Origin of the sequence: Subtercola sp. PAMC28395 (genome assembly GCF_018889995.1) — a bacterium.
Taxonomy (GTDB): Bacteria; Actinomycetota; Actinomycetes; order Actinomycetales; family Microbacteriaceae; genus Subtercola.
Genome location: NZ_CP076547.1, coordinates 1,706,391 through 1,723,812, shown reverse-complemented (window position 1 = coordinate 1,723,812; position 17,422 = coordinate 1,706,391). Strand labels below are relative to the sequence as shown.

Annotated in this window: 16 protein-coding genes; 3 read left to right on the top strand and 13 right to left on the bottom strand. The window is 65.3% G+C overall.

The window, feature by feature from the left end:
• Positions 1-76 precede the first annotated feature (76 nt).
• On the bottom strand, positions 77-2,122 hold the full coding sequence (locus KPL76_RS07990; protein WP_216332070.1) for a M3 family metallopeptidase: 2,046 nt from the start codon (positions 2,120-2,122) through the stop codon (positions 77-79).
• Positions 2,123-2,232: 110 nt separating this feature from the next.
• Between KPL76_RS07990 and KPL76_RS07985 the strand changes: the two genes are divergently transcribed.
• Positions 2,233-3,063 (top strand): aldo/keto reductase, encoded by an 831-nt coding sequence (locus tag KPL76_RS07985; RefSeq protein ID WP_216332068.1) that lies wholly within the window; start codon positions 2,233-2,235, stop codon positions 3,061-3,063.
• Between the two features lie 71 nt (positions 3,064-3,134).
• On the opposite strand, the gene KPL76_RS07980 is transcribed toward KPL76_RS07985, so the two are convergent.
• The 10 genes from KPL76_RS07980 to KPL76_RS07935 all read right to left on the bottom strand — a co-directional run bounded on the left by KPL76_RS07980 (position 3,135) and on the right by KPL76_RS07935 (position 13,069).
• A complete protein-coding gene (locus tag KPL76_RS07980) occupies positions 3,135-4,223 on the bottom strand; it encodes a D-alanine--D-alanine ligase family protein (protein WP_216332066.1) in 1,089 nt (362 codons plus the stop codon).
• A complete protein-coding gene (locus KPL76_RS07975) occupies positions 4,126-5,265 on the bottom strand; it encodes an NAD(P)H-dependent glycerol-3-phosphate dehydrogenase (RefSeq protein WP_216332064.1) in 1,140 nt (379 codons plus the stop codon). Before KPL76_RS07975 ends, KPL76_RS07980 begins: the two co-directional genes overlap by 98 nt.
• Positions 5,265-6,035: a 1-acyl-sn-glycerol-3-phosphate acyltransferase gene (locus tag KPL76_RS07970; protein WP_253201950.1), complete on the bottom strand. Its 771-nt coding sequence runs from the start codon at positions 6,033-6,035 to the stop codon at positions 5,265-5,267. The genes KPL76_RS07975 and KPL76_RS07970 overlap by 1 nt, the downstream gene beginning before the upstream one ends.
• 9 nt (positions 6,036-6,044) lie before the next feature.
• Positions 6,045-7,430 (bottom strand): UDP-N-acetylglucosamine 1-carboxyvinyltransferase, encoded by a 1,386-nt coding sequence (murA, locus tag KPL76_RS07965; protein WP_216332062.1) that lies wholly within the window; start codon positions 7,428-7,430, stop codon positions 6,045-6,047.
• A 12-nt stretch (positions 7,431-7,442) separates the two neighbouring features.
• The gene (gene leuD / locus KPL76_RS07960) at positions 7,443-8,039 is read right to left on the bottom strand and encodes a 3-isopropylmalate dehydratase small subunit (protein WP_216332060.1); all 597 of its coding nucleotides are present in this window, start codon (positions 8,037-8,039) and stop codon (positions 7,443-7,445) included.
• A 3-nt stretch (positions 8,040-8,042) separates the two neighbouring features.
• The gene (gene leuC, locus KPL76_RS07955; protein ID WP_216332058.1) at positions 8,043-9,521 is read right to left on the bottom strand and encodes a 3-isopropylmalate dehydratase large subunit; all 1,479 of its coding nucleotides are present in this window, start codon (positions 9,519-9,521) and stop codon (positions 8,043-8,045) included.
• 43 nt (positions 9,522-9,564) lie between these two features.
• A complete protein-coding gene (locus KPL76_RS07950; protein WP_216332056.1) occupies positions 9,565-10,569 on the bottom strand; it encodes a TerC family protein in 1,005 nt (334 codons plus the stop codon).
• Positions 10,570-10,952: 383 nt separating this feature from the next.
• A complete protein-coding gene (locus tag KPL76_RS07945) occupies positions 10,953-11,696 on the bottom strand; it encodes a helix-turn-helix transcriptional regulator (protein WP_216332054.1) in 744 nt (247 codons plus the stop codon).
• A complete protein-coding gene (locus KPL76_RS07940) occupies positions 11,693-12,592 on the bottom strand; it encodes a DUF4097 family beta strand repeat-containing protein (RefSeq protein ID WP_216332052.1) in 900 nt (299 codons plus the stop codon). Before KPL76_RS07940 ends, KPL76_RS07945 begins: the two co-directional genes overlap by 4 nt.
• Positions 12,593-12,766: 174 nt before the next feature.
• Entirely contained in the window at positions 12,767-13,069 is a 303-nt protein-coding gene (locus tag KPL76_RS07935) for a hypothetical protein (protein ID WP_216332050.1), read from the bottom strand.
• Positions 13,070-13,184: 115 nt separating this feature from the next.
• Here KPL76_RS07935 and KPL76_RS07930 point away from each other — a divergent pair, with 115 nt between their 5' ends.
• Positions 13,185-14,237, top strand: a complete 1,053-nt coding sequence (locus KPL76_RS07930) for an ATP-dependent DNA ligase (RefSeq protein ID WP_216332048.1) — start codon at positions 13,185-13,187, stop codon at positions 14,235-14,237.
• A 16-nt stretch (positions 14,238-14,253) separates the two neighbouring features.
• Here KPL76_RS07930 and ligD read toward each other — a convergent pair whose 3' ends face one another.
• Positions 14,254-15,291 (bottom strand): non-homologous end-joining DNA ligase, encoded by a 1,038-nt coding sequence (gene ligD / locus KPL76_RS07925; protein ID WP_216332046.1) that lies wholly within the window; start codon positions 15,289-15,291, stop codon positions 14,254-14,256.
• A gap of 157 nt (positions 15,292-15,448) precedes the next feature.
• Here ligD and KPL76_RS07920 point away from each other — a divergent pair, with 157 nt between their 5' ends.
• Positions 15,449-16,285, top strand: a complete 837-nt coding sequence (locus KPL76_RS07920) for an HAD family hydrolase (RefSeq protein ID WP_216332044.1) — start codon at positions 15,449-15,451, stop codon at positions 16,283-16,285.
• Between the two features lie 126 nt (positions 16,286-16,411).
• On the opposite strand, the gene KPL76_RS07915 is transcribed toward KPL76_RS07920, so the two are convergent.
• Positions 16,412-17,419 carry an adenosine deaminase gene (locus KPL76_RS07915; RefSeq protein WP_216332042.1) on the bottom strand — a complete coding sequence of 336 codons (1,008 nt, stop codon included), beginning with the start codon at positions 17,417-17,419 and terminating at the stop codon, positions 16,412-16,414.
• Positions 17,420-17,422: the final 3 nt, after the last annotated feature.

Sequence of the window (17,422 nt, the reverse complement as noted above, 5' to 3'; positions counted from 1 at the left end):
AGACGAACATAGTGCATCAGTACTCACCGCGATGTTCAGGATGCTCAGGATGCCCGGGGTCGGCCCCGGCGAACGATCAGTCGTTCAACCCGCGCCGGTCCAGCAGCGGGCCGATCTCTGCAGCGCGCCCGCGGAAGTCCGCGAACGCCTCCAGTGGATCCTTCGAGCCGCCGACGCCGAGCAATCGCGCCCGGAAGCGGTCGCCGTTCGCCCGGGTCAGCCCGCCGTTCTCGCGGAACCACGCCACGGTATCGGCGTCGAGCACCTCGCTCCAGATGTACGAGTAGTACCCGGCGTCATAGCCCCCGGAGAAGGTGTGGGCGAAGTACGTGCTCGAGTACCGGGGCGGTACGGCCGGATTGTCGAGCCCCACCGCGGCGAGCGCCGCCGCTTCGAACACCGCGACATCGGTCACCGGTTCGTCGCCAGCACGCAACCCGTGCCACGCCTGGTCGAGCAGCGCCGCCCCGAGATACTCCGAGGTGGCGAAACCCTGGTTGAAACCGGCCGAAGCCTGCAGTTTCGCCACGAGCGACTCGGGCATCGGTTCACCGGTGGTGTGGTGCACGGCGTAGTTCGCCAGCACCTCGGGCCACAGCATCCACATCTCGTTCACCTGGCTGGGGAACTCCACGAAGTCGCGAAAGGTACGCGTGCCGGCGAACTTGGGGTAGGTGACCCGCGCGAACAGGCCGTGCAGAGCGTGCCCGAACTCGTGGAACAGCGTGGTGACCTCGTCGAAGGTCAGCAGGGTGGGCAGGCCCGCGCCGGGCTTCGGCACGTTCAGGTTGTTGGTGACGACGACCGGATGCCCGAGCAGGCCGTTCTGCGCGATCAGCGAGTTCATCCACGCGCCCCCGCGCTTGGAGTCACGCGTGTAGAGGTCGTACACGTAGAGGCCAACCGCCGAGCCGTCTTCGTCGCGCACCTCGAAGACTCGGGCCTCCGGGTGGTACGAAACGAGGTCAGGCCGCTCGGTGAAGGTCACCCCGTACAGTGCCGTCGCAGCGAAGAAGACACCGTCACGCAGCACCCGCTCGGCTTCGAAGTAGGGTCGCATCTGAGCGGTGTCGACGTCGAACTCGGCCTTTCGCACCGCCTCGCTCGTGAACGCCCAGTCCCAGGCCTCGAGTTCGGGAGCGTCTGCGTTCGCCGCACTCAGCGCCAGCTCGGCCTGCAACGCCGACTGTTCACGCAGTGCATTCCGCGCCGCCGGGGCGGCGAGCCTCTGCAGCAGCTCGTCGACGGCCTCGGGTGTCTTCGCCGTCTCGTCGCTCGTCACGAAAGCAGCATGGGTCGAGAATCCGAGCAGCGCGGCCCTCAGGGCCCGTAGACGCGTTATCTCCAGCACCAGCGGCCTGTTGTCGTGCTCTCCCGCCCGATTTCCCCTGGCACGCGAGGCCTCCATGATGCGGCGCCTCGACGCCCGGTTCGTGAGCGACGCAAGGTACGGATGCCCGGTGAACAGCACGAGCGTCACAACATACTTTCCGGGCAGCCCTCGCTCCGCTGCCGCCTGCGCCGCGGCCGAGATCTCGCCCTCACCGAGCCCGTCGAGTTCTGCCGCGTCATCGAAGACCACAGCGAGGTCGTTGGTCTCGGCGAGCAGGTTCTTCTCAAACCGTGTGGTGAGGGTCGAGAGTAGCTGGTTGTACTCGGTGAGCTGTGCCTTCTCCAACTCTCCCAGCCCCGCACCGGCCTGCGTCAGCTCGGCGTAGTACCGCTCGACGAGGTAGCGGTCCTCGGGGTCGAGGGCTCCGCGCCCCTCGTACACCGAGCCGATACGCGCATAGAGCACGGGGTCGAGCCTGATCGTGTCGGAGTGCGCGGCCAGCAACGGTGCCAGCTCCTCTTCGAGGGCGTTCGTCACGGTGTTGCTGTCTGCCGACGCCTTGTTGTAGAAGACCGTTGAGACGCGAGACAGCGTCTGGCCCGCCCGCTCGAGGGCGACGAGCGTGTTCTCGAAGGTCGGGGCATCCGTCGACCCGGTGATCGCCGCGATCTCTGCGAGATGTTCGGCCATGCCCTGCTCGAATGCGGGTCTGTAGTGCTCGTCGCGAATGTCGGCGAAGGGCGGCAGCCCGTACTCGAGGGGGCTCGGCGCGAAGAAGGGGTTGGTCATGGTTCGAGCCTAGATCTCCAGACCGGGCGGCCGCGCAGGAAGACCCCACCAGATTGCAAGCCCCTGGCGCGAAAACGAGACGACGGGCCGGTCAGGCGTACCCTGCTTTCATGACTGTTCCCACTGTTACTTTGAACAACGGCGCCACGATCCCCCAGCTGGGCTTCGGCGTCTACCAGATCGATCCGTCCGAAACCAAAGAAGCGACGCTGACGGCCCTCGAGGTCGGCTACCGGCACATCGACACCGCCGAGATGTACGGCAACGAGAAGGGCGTCGGTGAGGCCGTTGCCGCATCCGGCCTTGACCGCGAAGACCTCTTCGTGACCAGCAAGCTCAACAACGGCTTCCATGCAAGGCAGGATGCCCTGGACGCCTTCGACCGTACCCTCGAGTCGCTCGGCTTCGGCTACCTCGACCTGTTCCTCATCCACTGGCCGTTGCCCGCGGTCGGCGACTACGTCGAAACGTGGAAGGCAATGGAGGAGATGCTCGCTTCAGGCCGCGTGAAGTCGATCGGCGTCTCGAACTTCCAGCCACACCACCTGCAGCGTCTCTTCGACGAGACCGACATCGTGCCTGCTGTGAACCAGATCGAGGTGCACCCGTACCTCACGCAGGACGACGTTCGTGCGTTCAACGCTTCCCATGGAATCGCCACAGAGGCCTGGTCGCCCATCGCGCAGGGCAAGGTGCTCGACGACGCCGTGATCGTGTCGATCGGCGAACGCCTCGGCCGTTCGCCGGCACAGGTCACGCTCCGCTGGGCGATCCAGCGCGGCGACATCGTGTTCCCCAAGTCGGTCACGCGCTCGCGCGTGGAGGAGAACTTCGCCCTCTTCGACTTCGAGCTGACAGACGACGACGTCGCTGCGATCACCGCGCTGAACCGCGACGAGCGCACCGGCCCGAACCCCGACGAATTCAACTACATCCCCTAAGACGCAGGATCGACTTTCCCGAAGGTGCACGAAATCAGCGAATTCGCTGCTCCTTCGGGAAAGTCGAACCGTCAGGGTTCGAGGGCGAGCGCGATGAGCTCGTCGATGATCTGCGGGTACGAGATGCCCGAGGCGATCCAGCAGGCGGGGAACATGCTGATCGGCGTGAACCCGGGCATCGTGTTGATCTCGTTCACGACGAACCCTGTGGGCGTCAGAAAGAAGTCGACCCTGGCCAGCCCCGCGCATCCGATCGCCGTGAAGGCCCGCACGGCGAGCTCCTGCATCTCAGCCAGTTCGTCGGCCCCGAGGTCGGCCGGGCAGACCAGGTCGATTCCCGGTGCGTCGAGGTATTTCGCGTCGAAGTCGTAGAACTCTCTCCCGGTCATCACGACTTCACCGGCGACGGATGCCCGGGGCGCAGCCCCGTCGAGAGACCCCAGCACCCCGCACTCGACTTCGCGACCGACGATGCCCTCCTCGATGAGAACCCTGTCGTCTTCGGCCAGGGCGACCCGCATGGCGTCGGAGAATGCGTCCCAGCTCTTGACCTTGCTGACCCCGACCGACGACCCGGCGCGGGCCGGCTTCACGAAGACGGGCAGTGCGAGGTCGGAGACGGCCTCGAGCACCGCAACGGGTGAGCGAAGCCACTCCCTCGCCGAGATCGTGTGCCACGGTGCCACCGCGATGCCGGCCTGCACGAGCACGGTCTTGGTGAAGTGCTTGTCCATGCCGAGTGACGACGCCAGCACGCCTGAGCCGACATACGGGAGCCCGACGAGCTCGAGCAGGCCCTGCACAGTGCCGTCTTCGCCGAACGGCCCGTGGAGGATCGGGAACACCACGTCGACGGCGCCGAGCGAGCGGGTCTGGCCCCGGGCATCCCTCACCGTGAGCTCGCGCGTCGCGGTGCTCTCTGGCCAGTGCACCCGGGTGCCGTTGTCTTCGACGGTGGGCAGCTTGGCTCGGTCGAGCGTGAACTTCGTGGCGTCGTCGTCTTCGAGAATGAACGCGCCGCTGGCGGTGATCCCCACGGGGATGACCTCGTAGCGCGAACGGTCAATCGCCCGGAGTACCCCGCCCGCTGTTGCGCAGCTGATCGAATGCTCGCTTGAACGGCCGCCAAAGAGCAGCACCACCACGGTCTTTTCTGCCATCGTTCGGCCTTTCGCCCTGGGGTTCGAGTGAATCGGTTGTGAGATGCGGAGCGATGTCCCGGGGATTCAGCGTACCGGCAAGCACCTGGCTCACCTGCTGAACGATGGGCATGTCGACTCCGCGCGCCGCGGCGAGCGTGAGAATCGGGGCGACGGAGGCCAGCCCCTCTGCGGTCTGCTGCATGCGCGAGATGACGTCGGCGAAGCTGTACCCCTGGCCGAGCAGGCGACCCGCCGTGTTGTTCCGTGACAGCGGAGAGCTGCTGGTCGCGATGAGGTCGCCGAGCCCCGCGAGCCCCGACATCGTCTCAGGATGACCGCCGTAGGCAACCGCGAAGTCCGTCATTTCGGCGAGCCCCCGTGTGATGATCGAGGCCTTGGTGTTCTCGCCGTAGCCCACACCGTCGACGATGCCGATCGCGACCGCGATGAGGTTCTTGAGCACCCCGCCGAATTCGGTGCCGATCACGTCGGTGTTGACGAACGAACGGAAGTACCGGTTGGTTGCGACCATAGCGACGGCCTCGGCCGTGGCGAGGCTGGCAGACGACACGACGGCGGCGGTGGGCTGCTCCCTGGCGATCTCGAGGGCGAGGTTCGGCCCCGAGGCGACGGCGAGCCTGTCAAGGTCGATGCCGAGGCCTTCTTCGAGAACCTGGCTCATGCGGAGGCCCGTGCCCTTCTCGACACCCTTCATCAGGCTGACCACCACGGTCTCCGGCCCGAGCAACGGCTTCAGCGCTGCCAGGTTCGACCGCAGCGACTGGCTCGGAATCGACACGAAGATCAGCGATGATGAGCCCACCGCCTGTTCGAGCGAGGCAGAGGCGCGGATGCTCGGGGGCAGGTTGATGCCAGGGAGATAGTCGCTGTTGCGCTTGGCCTGATTGATCTCCCTCGCCAACTCAGGGCGCCTGGCCCAGAGCGTCACGTCGTTGCCGCCGTCGGCGAGGATCTTCGCGAACGTCGTGCCCCAGCTGCCGGCGCCGAGAACGCTGACCTGCCTGAGTGGAACGGGAATCGCCCGTGCTTTCCTTGCCATTACAGTGCCCCGAATTCGGTCTGGTTGTGAGCGGCAGGGTTCCAGCGTTCGGCAGGGGCCTTCTCGCCCCTCAGATCTTCGAGCAGCGCGGTGATCGCCTGCATCACGAGCTCTGTCGCCTCAGAGAGCGCACTCTGCGTGAGAGGCACACTCCGGAATCGGTCGAGGTCGACGGGTTCCCCGTAGGCGATGAGTACGGTCTTGCGCGGAAACACGCTGAGCCGCTTCGAATACCGCGGCAGAATCGCCTGCGTGCCCCAGTGAGCCATAGGGATGATCGGCACACCGTTCTCGAGCGCGATTCGCACGGCTCCCGACTTGCCGCGCATCGGCCAGAGACCCGGCTCGCGCGTGAGCGTGCCCTCTGGATACACGATGATGCCCTCACCTGTCGACGCGAGGTCGTGGGCCGCGCCCAGGGCCGAACCCGCACTCGTTCGACCTGTGCGTTCGACGGGAACCTGCTTGATCAGGCGCAGGGCACCGCCGAGCACCGGAATACGAAAGAGGGAGGCCTTTGCAAGAAACCGCGGCGCCCGGCCGAGCTTCCACACCGACCCGCCAACGATCACCGGGTCGAAGTTGCTGTAGTGGTTGGGGGTGAGCACGAAAGCCCCGGTCTTCGGCAGCTTTTCGCCCCCTCGGACGTCGAGCTTCGCGATCGAGTTCACGAAGACGAGCGCAGGGGCTGCCATCAACGAGAAGGCGAGACCCTTCTCGGATCGTCGGCGGGGCTCGCCGGCCGGCTGTGCCGGATCTTCAGACGCCACGGCCTGCGTCTATGCCTCGAAGGAGAAGTCGGCTCCCAGCTTCTCGAGCTTTCCGGCGAAGTCGCCGTAGCCGCGGCTGATGAGGCCGACGTTGCTGACGCGCGAGCGACCGTCGGCCGTGAGTGCCGCGATCAGGTGGCTGAACCCGCCGCGCAGGTCTGGCACTTCGATGTCACCACCGTGGAGCTTCGTGGGGCCCGTGATCACAGCAGCCTGTTCGAGAGCACGGCGGGGTACCCGGCGGTAACCGCCTTCGAGCCCGTCTTTGTGTACCTCTATGTTCGCGCCCATGTCGACCAGTGCCTCGGTGAAGCCGAAGCGGTTCTCGTAGACGGTCTCGTGCACGACAGAGGTGCCGACCGCCTGCGTGAGTGCGACGATGAGCGGCTGCTGCCAGTCGGTCATGAAGCCGGGGTGCACGTCGGTCTCGATGACGACAGGCTTCAGGTCTCCGCCAGGGTGGTAGAAACGGATGCCGTCTTCTTCGATGTCGAATGCGCCACCGATCTTGCGGAAGACGTTCAGGAACGTCATCATCTCCTGCTGCTTGGCCCCGACACAGAAGATGTCACCCTTGGTCGCCAGAGCAGCGGATGCCCAGCTCGCCGCCTCGTTACGGTCGAACAGCGCTCGGTGGTCGTAGCCCTTGAGCGCGTCCACACCCTCGATGAGGATGACGCGGTTCGGCTCGATCGAGATGATCGCGCCCATCTTCTGAAGCACAGCGATGAGATCCATGATCTCGGGCTCGATTGCCGCATTCTTGAGTTCGGTGATGCCCTGGGCACGAACCCCGGTCAGCAGTACCTGCTCGGTCGCACCAACACTCGGGTAGGGCAACTCGATGTTGGCACCCTTGAGCCCGTTGGGGGCCGTGATGTTGATGCCACTCGGGAGCTTCTCGACGACAGCGCCGAACGCGCGCAGGGCGTCGAGGTGAAAGTCGATCGGCCGGTCGCCGATGCGGCAGCCACCGAGGTCAGGGATGAACGCGTGCCCCAGGCGGTGCAGCAGCGGGCCGCAGAAGAGAATCGGAATACGGCTCGACCCGCTCAATGCGTCGATCTCAGCGCTCTGGGCGATGGCCACGTTGGCGGGGTCGAGAACGAGGATGCCCGACTCCGGGCTGCCCGTGATCTCGACGCCGTGGATCTCCAGCAGGCGCGAGACGACGTGCACGTCGCTGATGTCGGGAACGTCTCTCAAGACACTCTTCGTGTCGCCCAGCAGCGACGCGACCATGGCCTTGGTCACCAGGTTCTTGGCGCCGCGCACATCGATGCGGCCACGCAGGGGCCGGCCACCGTTGACGATGATCGTGTCAGAGGCAAGACCCACGTGTGCCGCCGCCTTCTGCGCATCGAGCTTTTGAGCATCTTGAAGGAGTGTGTTCATAGAGGTTGTTACCTACTTCACTGGGAGGGTCTTCGGTCGCCAGTTGTGCCGGTGACGTTCGAATTCGGTGATCTGCTCTTCACTTCGCAGAGTGAGCCCGATGTCGTCGAGTCCTTCGAGCAGCCTCCATCGAGTGTAGTCATCGATGGAGAAATCGACTGTGAAGTCCCCGACAGTGACCGTCTTCGTGTTCAGGTCGACGCTGATCTCACGGCCCGGAGCCTCGTCGATGGCCGCCCAGATCTTCTCGATGTCTGCTTCGGAGACCTCGGCGGCGAGCAGCCCCTGCTTGCCGGAGTTGCCGCGGAAGATATCGCCGAACCGCGAGCTGAGAACCGCGTCGAAACCGTAGTCGCGAAGCGCCCAGACAGCGTGCTCCCGACTGGAGCCGGTGCCGAAGTCGGGGCCGGCGACCAGAATGCGGCTGCCGGTGAAATCGGGGTCGTTGAGAACGAAATCGGGGTCCTGTCGCCAGCGATAGAAGAGGGCGTCTTCGAAGCCCGTCTTCGTGACACGCTTCAAGAACTCGGCGGGAATGATCTGGTCGGTGTCGACATTCGAACGCGCCAGCGGCATCGCGACGCCGGTGATGACCGAAACTGCTTCCATGGTTCAGACCGCCTTCGCTGTGGTCAGGTTCGAGACGTCGGTGTTCGAGCTCGGGGCTTGATCGTCGTTGTCGAGGTCCCACGGGCTTGAGAGCGTTCCCCTGATCGCGGTCGCGGCAGCGACAAGCGGAGACACCAGGTGCGTACGACCACCCTTGCCCTGGCGGCCCTCGAAATTGCGGTTCGACGTGGAGGCGCAGCGTTCGCCCGGAGCCAGCTGGTCGGGGTTCATGCCCAGGCACATCGAGCAGCCGGCAAATCGCCACTCCGCCCCGAATGCCTCGACGATCTTGTCGATTCCCTCGGCCTCGGCTTCGATCCTCACGCGCGCTGAGCCCGGAACGACCATGACGCGAACGTTCTCGGCCTTCTTCTGGCCCTTGATGACCGAGGCGAAGGCACGCAGGTCTTCGATTCGGCTGTTGGTGCACGAACCCATGAACACCGCGTCGACCGCGATCTGCTTCATCGGGGTACCTGCCGCGATGTCCATGTACTCAAGGGCACGCTCGGCGCTGGCACGCTCGTTCAGGTCGGTGATCTGCGCGGGGTCCGGCACGTTCTCACTCAGCGAGACACCCTGGCCAGGGTTTGTCCCCCAGGTCACGAACGGCTCGAGCGTGTCGGCGTCGAGGAACACCTCGGCGTCGAAGACAGCCGTCTCATCGGTGGTGAGGGTCTTCCAGTAGGCGACGGCCTCGTTCCAATCGTCGCCGGCCGGCGCGTGCGGGCGACCCTCCAGGTAGTCGAAGGTGATCTGGTCAGGCGCGACCATGCCCGCCCGGGCGCCCGCTTCGATCGACATGTTGCAGATCGTCATGCGGCCCTCCATCGAGAGCGAGCGGATGGCCGACCCGCGGTATTCGAGCACATAGCCCTGCCCACCGCCGGTTCCGATCTTCGCTATGACGGCGAGGATGATGTCTTTGGCCGTCACACCGGGGCGCAGCGTTCCCTCGACGGTGATCGCCATCGTCTTGAACGGTTTCAGCGGCAGGGTCTGCGTGGCGAGAACGTGTTCGACCTCACTGGTACCGATACCGAATGCCATGGCACCGAACGCGCCATGCGTCGAGGTGTGCGAGTCGCCACAGACGACGGTGATGCCGGGCATCGTCAGACCGAGCTGTGGGCCGACCACGTGCACGATGCCCTGCTCGACGTCACCCAGCGAGTGCAGGCGAATACCGAACTCGCGGGCGTTGGCCCGCAGCGTGTCGATCTGCGTGCGGCTCGTGAGGTCGACGATCGGCTTGTTGATGGCCAGGGTCGGCGTGTTGTGGTCTTCGGTGGCGATCGTCAGGTCGGGGCGCCGAACCGGGCGACCCGCGACACGCAGGCCGTCGAACGCCTGCGGGCTCGTGACCTCGTGCACGAGGTGGAGGTCGATGTAGAGAAGGTCAGGGTTGCCGTCTTCGCCTTTGACGACGATGTGGTCGTCCCACACCTTCTCAGCAAGGGTGCGTGCCTGCACTTCTGACATACTTCTCTCCACCTTAGAAAATACGCGTGACTATCCGCTCATTCTAACGGCGGGGTGCCTCGATCATTCCCTTTCGGGCATCGTGCCGCATGCGTAGAAGGCTCGCGATCGTCGCTACGGCCATCGAGGCGATGATCACAATGAGCGACGTCAGCGTGCTGATATCGGGCGCCCACTCGATGTGCTGGCCGCCGTTGATGAACGGCAGTTCGTTCTCGTGAAGTGCGTGCAGAACGAGCTTGACGCCGATGAACGCGAGGATGAACGCGATTCCGTAGTGCAGGTATACCAACTTGTCGAGCAGCCCCCCGAGCAGGAAGTAGAGCTGCCGGAGACCCATCAGCGCGAAGATGTTCGCAGCGAAGACGATGAACGGGCTCTGGGTGATTCCGAAGATCGCAGGGATCGAATCCAGCGCGAACAGCAGGTCGGTCGAGCCGATCGCAATGAAGACGATGATCATCGGGGTGAAGAACTTCTTGCCGTCGATCTTCACCGACACCTTCGTGCCGTGGTAGTCGGGCGTCAGTGCGACTCGCTTGCGCAGGATGCGCGTGACGAGGTTGTCCTTCTGCTCGGCGTCATCGTCGTGATTGCCGAAGGCCTGCTTGAAGGCGGTGTAGAGAAGGAACGCACCGAAGATGTAGAAGATCCAGCTGAAGTTCTCGATGAGTCCAGCGCCGAGCACGATGAAGATGGCGCGCAGGATGAGGGCGATGACGATGCCGACCATCAGCACCTCCTGCTGCAGCTTTCGCGGCACGGCGAACCTTGCCATGATGATGACGAAGACGAACAGGTTGTCGATGCTCAGGCTGTACTCGGTGAGCCAGCCTGCGACGAACTCGACGGCGTGCTGGCTGTCTCCGATCGCCCAGATCAGACCGGCGAAGATCAGGGCGAGCACGACGTAGAAGACGACCCAGAGCGTCGACTCTTTTGCGGAGGGGATGTGCGGCCGCTTGATCACCAGCAGGAGATCGGCGATGAGAATCAGCGTCAAAACGACGAGCGACGAGATCTCGAACCAGAGGGGCAGGGCGGTCATTCAGTGGTGCCTTTCGCGTTCGGCCACCACGTGTGCGGGCAGCGCAAATCGGCGAAAGTCTCTCCCGCATGCCTGGTCATACACTGATGACCGTTCATGCCACCGCGACCGGGCCTCCGACGACGGAGACCGTACTGACGACAACGGTGAATCGGGATACTCCCCTTCACTGAGAGATTCTACAGGAACTTCTCCCTGCCCTCCTGGGAGCAACCGAACCCGAAACGGCGGACTCCTCTCCGGAACCCGAACCTGTCAACCGCAGAGCACCGGCGAGAAACAACGCAATCGTCGACCCTGAGCCAGACCGACACAGTATTTGCGTTGGTTTGACTCAGAGCCGACGATTGGTCGCTTAGCCGCTTGGTCGCTTGGTCGCTTCGTCAGCGGGCAGACAGGTTCGCGTGGAGCTCGGCCTGGATGCGGGTCAGTTCATCGGTGAGCTGTCGCACGGCCTGGGGCGGCACAGCACCCTTCGCGGCGTGCTTGCGCAGGTCGGCGCGAACCTTTGCCCGGAACGTCGCGAGCGCGGTCTCAGCTTCACGAAGCGCATCGGTGTTGCCCCGGCGCTGCTCGTCAGACGTCGGGGCGCTCGGGGACGATGCTCCGGCAGTTCCCGTGGGCGAGCCGGTTACACCGGAGCTGAATTCGCCCGCTGCGGCGTCTGGCGCTGACCCTGCCGGCGCTCCCGACGCCGGACCGGCGTAGCTGCGCCCAGCATTCGAGCGGGTGTCGGTGCGTGACGCCTCTCGGGCAGCAGAGGCGAGGTCGGCGCGGAGGCTCCGCATGGCCGTGTTCACGCCTGCGCGAACACTGTCGGCGAGCATCCGTACCGTGTCGGTGACGTTGTCTTCGATCGAATCGAGCTCGTCACTGCGTGCGGCAAGCTCAGCGCGGCCGGCGACGGTGATCTCGTAGATGGTCTTGCGACCGTCTGCGGACTTCGTGACGAGACCCTCCTCCTCGAGTTTGGCCAGCCGGGGGTAGATGGTACCGGCGCTTGGGCTGTAGGTTCCGCCGAAGCGGTCACTGAGTGCCTGGATCAGTTCATAGCCGTGGCGAGGATGCTCGGCGAGCAGACTGAGCAGGTACAACCGAAGGTGGCCGTGGCCGAAGACGGGGTTCACGCGCTGGCCTGCGATTCGTGTTCTGCCGCCGCATCGGGTTCGACCGTCGCCCCAGCATCGGGAGTCGCTTCGCCCGATGCCGGAGCAGCCGGAGCGTCCGACGCACGCCGGATCGACGTGATGTCGCCCGAGACGGAATTTGCGTGGACTTCGACGAAGCGGCCGTCGAGGGTACCCGTGGTGAAGTTGTTGCCCTTGCCGTGGGTTCCCCTGAAGGTCGAGCCGTCGAGAGAGAGCACTCCGGAGACGGTATTCAGGTTGTACCGTGCCCCGAGTCCGGCGTCGAGACGCACAGTGAAGTCGCCGCTCACGGTGTTGTTGTCGAGGGTGTCGACGTCTCCGTTGAGGTCGAGGAAGACGTTGGCCGCGACGCCGTCGCAGGAGAACCGGCGCACCTGCCCGCTCACCGTGATGTCGCCCGAGACAGTGTGAACGGCCACGACGCCGCGATGGTCGCTCACCGAGATCTCGCCGTTGACGGTGTTGAGTTCGAGGTCGCCGGTGACGTTGTCGATCACGACATCGCCTGAGACCGTGCTGATACGCGCGTCATTGGTCATGCCCGAGATCAGGGCGCTTGCCGTCACCACACCGAACTTCATCGCGACGTCACGGGGAACGAGAAGGCTGATGTCGGCCTTTGCCGAGCCCCTGAACGACGCGAACACGTCGATGAAGTTGTCCCAGCGCAGTTGAGGGTGATCGATCTCGAGCAGGTCACCGTCGATCGAAACCTTCAGGTCTTTGCCCTGAACGGAGTGGATCTCGACGCGTGCACCCGGCTCGTCGTGGCCGATCACGTCGATCTTGCCGCCGATCAGGCTGATCTTGACCGAGCGTACGAGCTCGAGGTCGATGATCTTCGGCCCGTTTACGAGCCATTTCTCCAGCGCCATGCCGGTCTCCCATCGTCAAACGCGATATATCGCGTGTTGGTATGGAAAGACGGTACGTCAGGCCCTGCACAAAGTCAAGCTATATCGCGTTTCGAAAGAGAAGCCACGGTAGTTCGTGAACGCGTCGTGCTCGCGGCAGCCGCCTGGCCACAACGCACCACACGCTTGTATCGGTTACTCGGGGGCAACGACCCGCGGATGATCGCGCCAAGCCGGCATCGTTGCCAGGTACTCCAGCGTGGCCTGCTCGGCCTCCTGCTGCGTCTCGCCCGGGTTCGAGCGCAACTGCCACTGGGTCATGCGGCTGAAGCGATCGTCGAAGCTCTGCAGCGCGCCGGTCTCATCGGTGCAGTGGTCGCAGTACTCCCCCGACTCGATCGGCATGCCGCAGCTGAGGCAGGTGAGCATGGTGCTGGTGTCGGTGCTGATCTCCGTGCCGGTGGTGGTGTTGGTGCTCTCAGTGCTGATGATGCTCATAAGAATCCCCTCTCACTTGCGAACAACTATCGACCTGTGAGCATGTCTCGTCAAGCCCTTTCTGCTCCCCCTTCGCTCCCTGTCGCAACGCCGCAGACGAGAGGATGATCGAACCATGATCCCCTCTGCCGCCGCACCCGTCGCACCGATGCTCGCGAAAGCCGTCGACACGGTTCCAGCACCGGATTCTGTCGCAGGCGGGCTCAGCTATGAACCGAAATGGGACGGGTTTCGCGGCATCGTCTACTTCGACGGAACGACCGTCGAGATCGGCAGCCGGGGTTCGAAGATGCTCACGCGATACTTTCCTGAGCTCGTCGCCGCGTTCGCCAAGCAGCTGCCGGGCCCCTGCGTTCTCGACGGTGAGATCGCGGTTCGCACCGGGGCCAGCGGCGCCGAACGGCTCGACTGGGAGGCGCTTTCTGCGCGCATCCACCCGGCCGCCAGCCGCATCGCGAGACTGAGCGTCGAGACTCCGGCCCTCTTCGTGGCCTTCGACCTTCTCTCCATTGGAGAGGTGAGTTGCCTCGACCGCCCGTTCAGCGAACGAAGGGCGGCTCTCAGCGAACTCGGCACCCACCTGGCCGCGCCGCTGCACCTCTCGCAGACGACCTCAGACGTCGGTGTCGCGCGGCGCTGGCTCGTCGAATTCGAGGGCGCGGGGCTCGACGGCGTCGTCTCCAAGCCGCTCGCAGCCGCGTATGCACCGAACAAGCGCGTCATGCTCAAGACCAAACACCACCGAACTGCCGACGTGGTCGTGCTCGGCTACCGGATCCATGCCAGTGGTGCCGGCGTGGGCTCGCTACTGCTCGGGCTCTACGACGACGAAGGGGTTCTGCAGAACGTGGGCGGAGCGTCGGCCTTCACCGACGTGCGCCGTCGCGAACTCATCGACGAACTGGCGCCGTTCGTGCTGCGAGACGTTTCGGGTGAGATCATTCGCGGCGAGACGGAACGCAACAGGTTCTCGGGCAGCAAGGATATGTCGTTCGTGCGACTTACCCCCACCCTCGTCGCCGAGGTGCGTTACGACCAGATGGAGGGCTCGCGCTTTCGGCACACCGCCCAGTTCTTTCGCTGGCGACCCGACCGCGACGCCGCGTCGTGCACGTTCGACCAGCTCGACCGCGCCGTCGCGTACGACCTGAGCGAGGTTCTGGCCTGAGTCGTCAGGCGTGGGGCTACTGCGGGTCGGCAGCGGCCGGCTTGCGCGCCCGCGACGGCTGCACCCGCCGCGGCTCGCCGGGCATCTTCGGAAAGTCGGGCGGGAAGGGCAGCTCGCCGAGCCCCGACTCGAGGTCGCGCGCCCACCACCCGAGCAGCACGTCGAGGGTACCCGGATGCTCGTGGAGCGCCTTCCACGGGTCACCCACCGTGCGCAACCGCTCCGGTACCGTGAGAATCGTGTAGCTCTTCGGGTCGGCCGCGCCGAGCTCATCCCACTCGAGCGGACACGAGACGGCAGCCCCTGGCAACGCACGTGGGCTGTACGCGCCGGCCATCGTGCGGTCGCGGTTGGCCTGGTTGAAGTCCACGAAGATGCGCGTCCCGCGCTCCTCCTTCCACCACGCGGTGGTGACGGCCGCCGGGAGGCGTCGCTCGAGCTCACGGGCCGCTGCGATGACGGCGTGCCGAACATCCAGAAACTCAAGCGTCGGCTCGATCGGCGCGAACACGTGGATGCCGCGGTTGCCCGAGGTCTTGACGAACGCCGTCAGGCCGGCCTCAGCGAGCACAGCCCGGAGCTCGAAGGCCACGGGGACGGCGTCACCGAAGTCGGTGCCGGGCTGCGGGTCGAGGTCGATGCGGAGTTCGTCGGGGAAGTCGCTCGTCTCGGCGCGTGACGCCCACGGGTGAAAAACGACCGTGTTCATCTGCACGGCCCAGACCGCCGCGGCGGGTTCATCGATGACGAGCTGCGGATGCGTACGCCCGCTCGGGTAGACGACCGGCACCGCCCGCACGAAATCCGGCGCGCCCTTCGGCGGGTTCTTCGAGAAGAACTGCTCGCCGTCAATGCCGCCGGGGAATCGCTGAAGAGACACCGGCCGGTCGCCGTTGGCCCGAACGAACGCGTCGCCGACCTCGACGATGTAGTTCGCCAGGTCGAGTTTCGTGATGCCGGGTTCCGGCCAGAGCACGCGGCTGGGGCTCGAAAGACGCACGTCGCGCACACCATTGGGGCCATCCACACTCAGCACCACTGCTTCGCTTGCCATGGGTAACAAGATACTCGCCGAGTTCCCCGCGGTCACGGGGCGTGCGTTTTGGACCGGTAGGGGAAGGGCGCTTGACTGCGCGGGAGATACGAGAACGACGCAAGAGTTGCTGGGGGTGGTGTCGCACCGGCCGCTCAAGGGGAGGCATGATCGAAGGGTGACGACAACTTCGCGAATCCTGGTGCTCGACTTCGATGGCACCGTCTGCCTTGGCGACGAGCCGGTGTTCAGCTATGCCCGCCTGCTCGACGAGGCACTCGGTCACGAGGCGATCATCGAGCAACATGCCTCCGAAGTTCAGGTTCCAGGAGAAAGGGATTCCGGGCCGCTGCCGCAGCGGCAGGGACTCATCCGCGCGGCGGTGGGCGCGTTTCTCGACGGCGAGCACGGTCCTTCGCGTTCCGAATCGCCCATGTCGGGGCCCCGAGGCGGCGATGTGCTGCCCGCACTGCTCGACGCGCTGGCACTGATCGCGGGGAGCGCCGACGGGTATGCGGCCGCCGAGAGGCTGGCCCGGGCATCCGGAATCACCGACGCGCAGCTCTCTGCCGCCTACAAGGGCAGCCGTGACGCGCTGGCCTCTGGCGCAATCGAGACGTTCGCGCCCGACGGCCTCGCCGAGCTGCTGGCCGGCCTGCCCGAGCACGTGCACGTCGTGCTCGTCACGAATGCACCGCGAAACGGCGTCGAGCAGCAGCTCGAAACACTGGGGCTCTACGGGTACTTCGATGAACTGGTGACCTCGGCTGGCAAACCGGGAGGCATGCGCGCCATTCTCGACGGCCTGCTGGCCGCGCACGACCTGGCCGACTCGCCAGGGCGTCTGCTCAGCGTGGGCGACATCTGGCGCAACGACCTCGAGCCGGCGGCGGCGCTCGGCTGCGAAACGGCTCTCATCGAACGTTTCGCGGCCCCGGATGCCCGGCCGACGTACCGCGCGAGCACCATCGAGCAGCTCTACCCCGCGATCACAGCCTGGGCGACCGCCCTCTGACGACGTCGACGGGCACACACCCGTCCACTCGTTCGTCCACACGCGACACCACGTGCAGCGTGCACGCCGCGACCGGTCTGGACGAACGAGTGGACGAACAAACGGCAGCCGCAACGCGACGGAGGGTCAGCCGTGTTTCGCACCCCAGGCGGCGATCTCTTCGCGCAACTCGTCTTTGCGCTCGTCGGAGGCGAACGACGCCGTGACCGAGTTCAGCGCAAAGCCGGCCATTGCGAGGTTGTCGTAGCCGAACGTCTGCTGAATCGCGAGGTAGTTGTCGCCTACGTACCCGCCGAAGTACGAGGGGTCGTCAGAGTTGATGGTCACGAGCAGCCCGGCCTCGATCATCCGGGGCAGTGGATGATCGGCCATCGTCGGCACGCCGGCCAACCGCACCGTCGAGAGCGGGCACACCGTCATCGGCACCTGTGCAGCCCGCAACCGCTCGACGAGCTCGGGGTCTTCGAGGCTGCGGATGCCGTGGTCGACCCGCTCCACCTTCAGGAGGTCGAGCGAACCGGAGACGTATTCCGGGCCGCCCTCCTCACCGGCATGGGCCACCGCATGCAGCCCGAGCGACCGGGCGTGGGCGTACACCTGCTCGAACAGCTCGGGCGGGTACCCGACCTCGGTCGAGTCGAGGCCGACACCGATGAGGTCGCCCACCCGGTGCGCGACTGAGTCGAGCAGGGCGAACGCCGACTCGACGGGGAGGTCGCGCAGGAAGCACATGATGAGCCCGCCCGTGATGCCCCACTTCTCTTGCGCCTCAGCGAGCGCGGTCAGCAGCCCATCGATCACCGCGTCGACAGGCACCCCGCGGGCGGTGTGGCCCTGCGGGTCGAAGAACATCTCGACGTGGCGCAGACCCTGCTCGTGTGCGCGCGTGAGGTAGGCCGCGGCCAGGTCATGGAAGTCCTGCTGCGTGCGCAGCACTGCCCCGCACTCGAAGTAGAGGTCGAGAAACGGCTGCAGGCTGGTGAAGTCGAGCCTGCTGCGAATGTCGTCGACGCTGGCGAAGGGCAGTTCCATTCCGTTGCGCTCGGCCAGGGCGAAGACCATCTCGGGCTCGAGGGTCCCCTCGATGTGCAGGTGCAGCTCGGCCTTGGGCAGCGTGTACATGGCGTTCGTCATGGT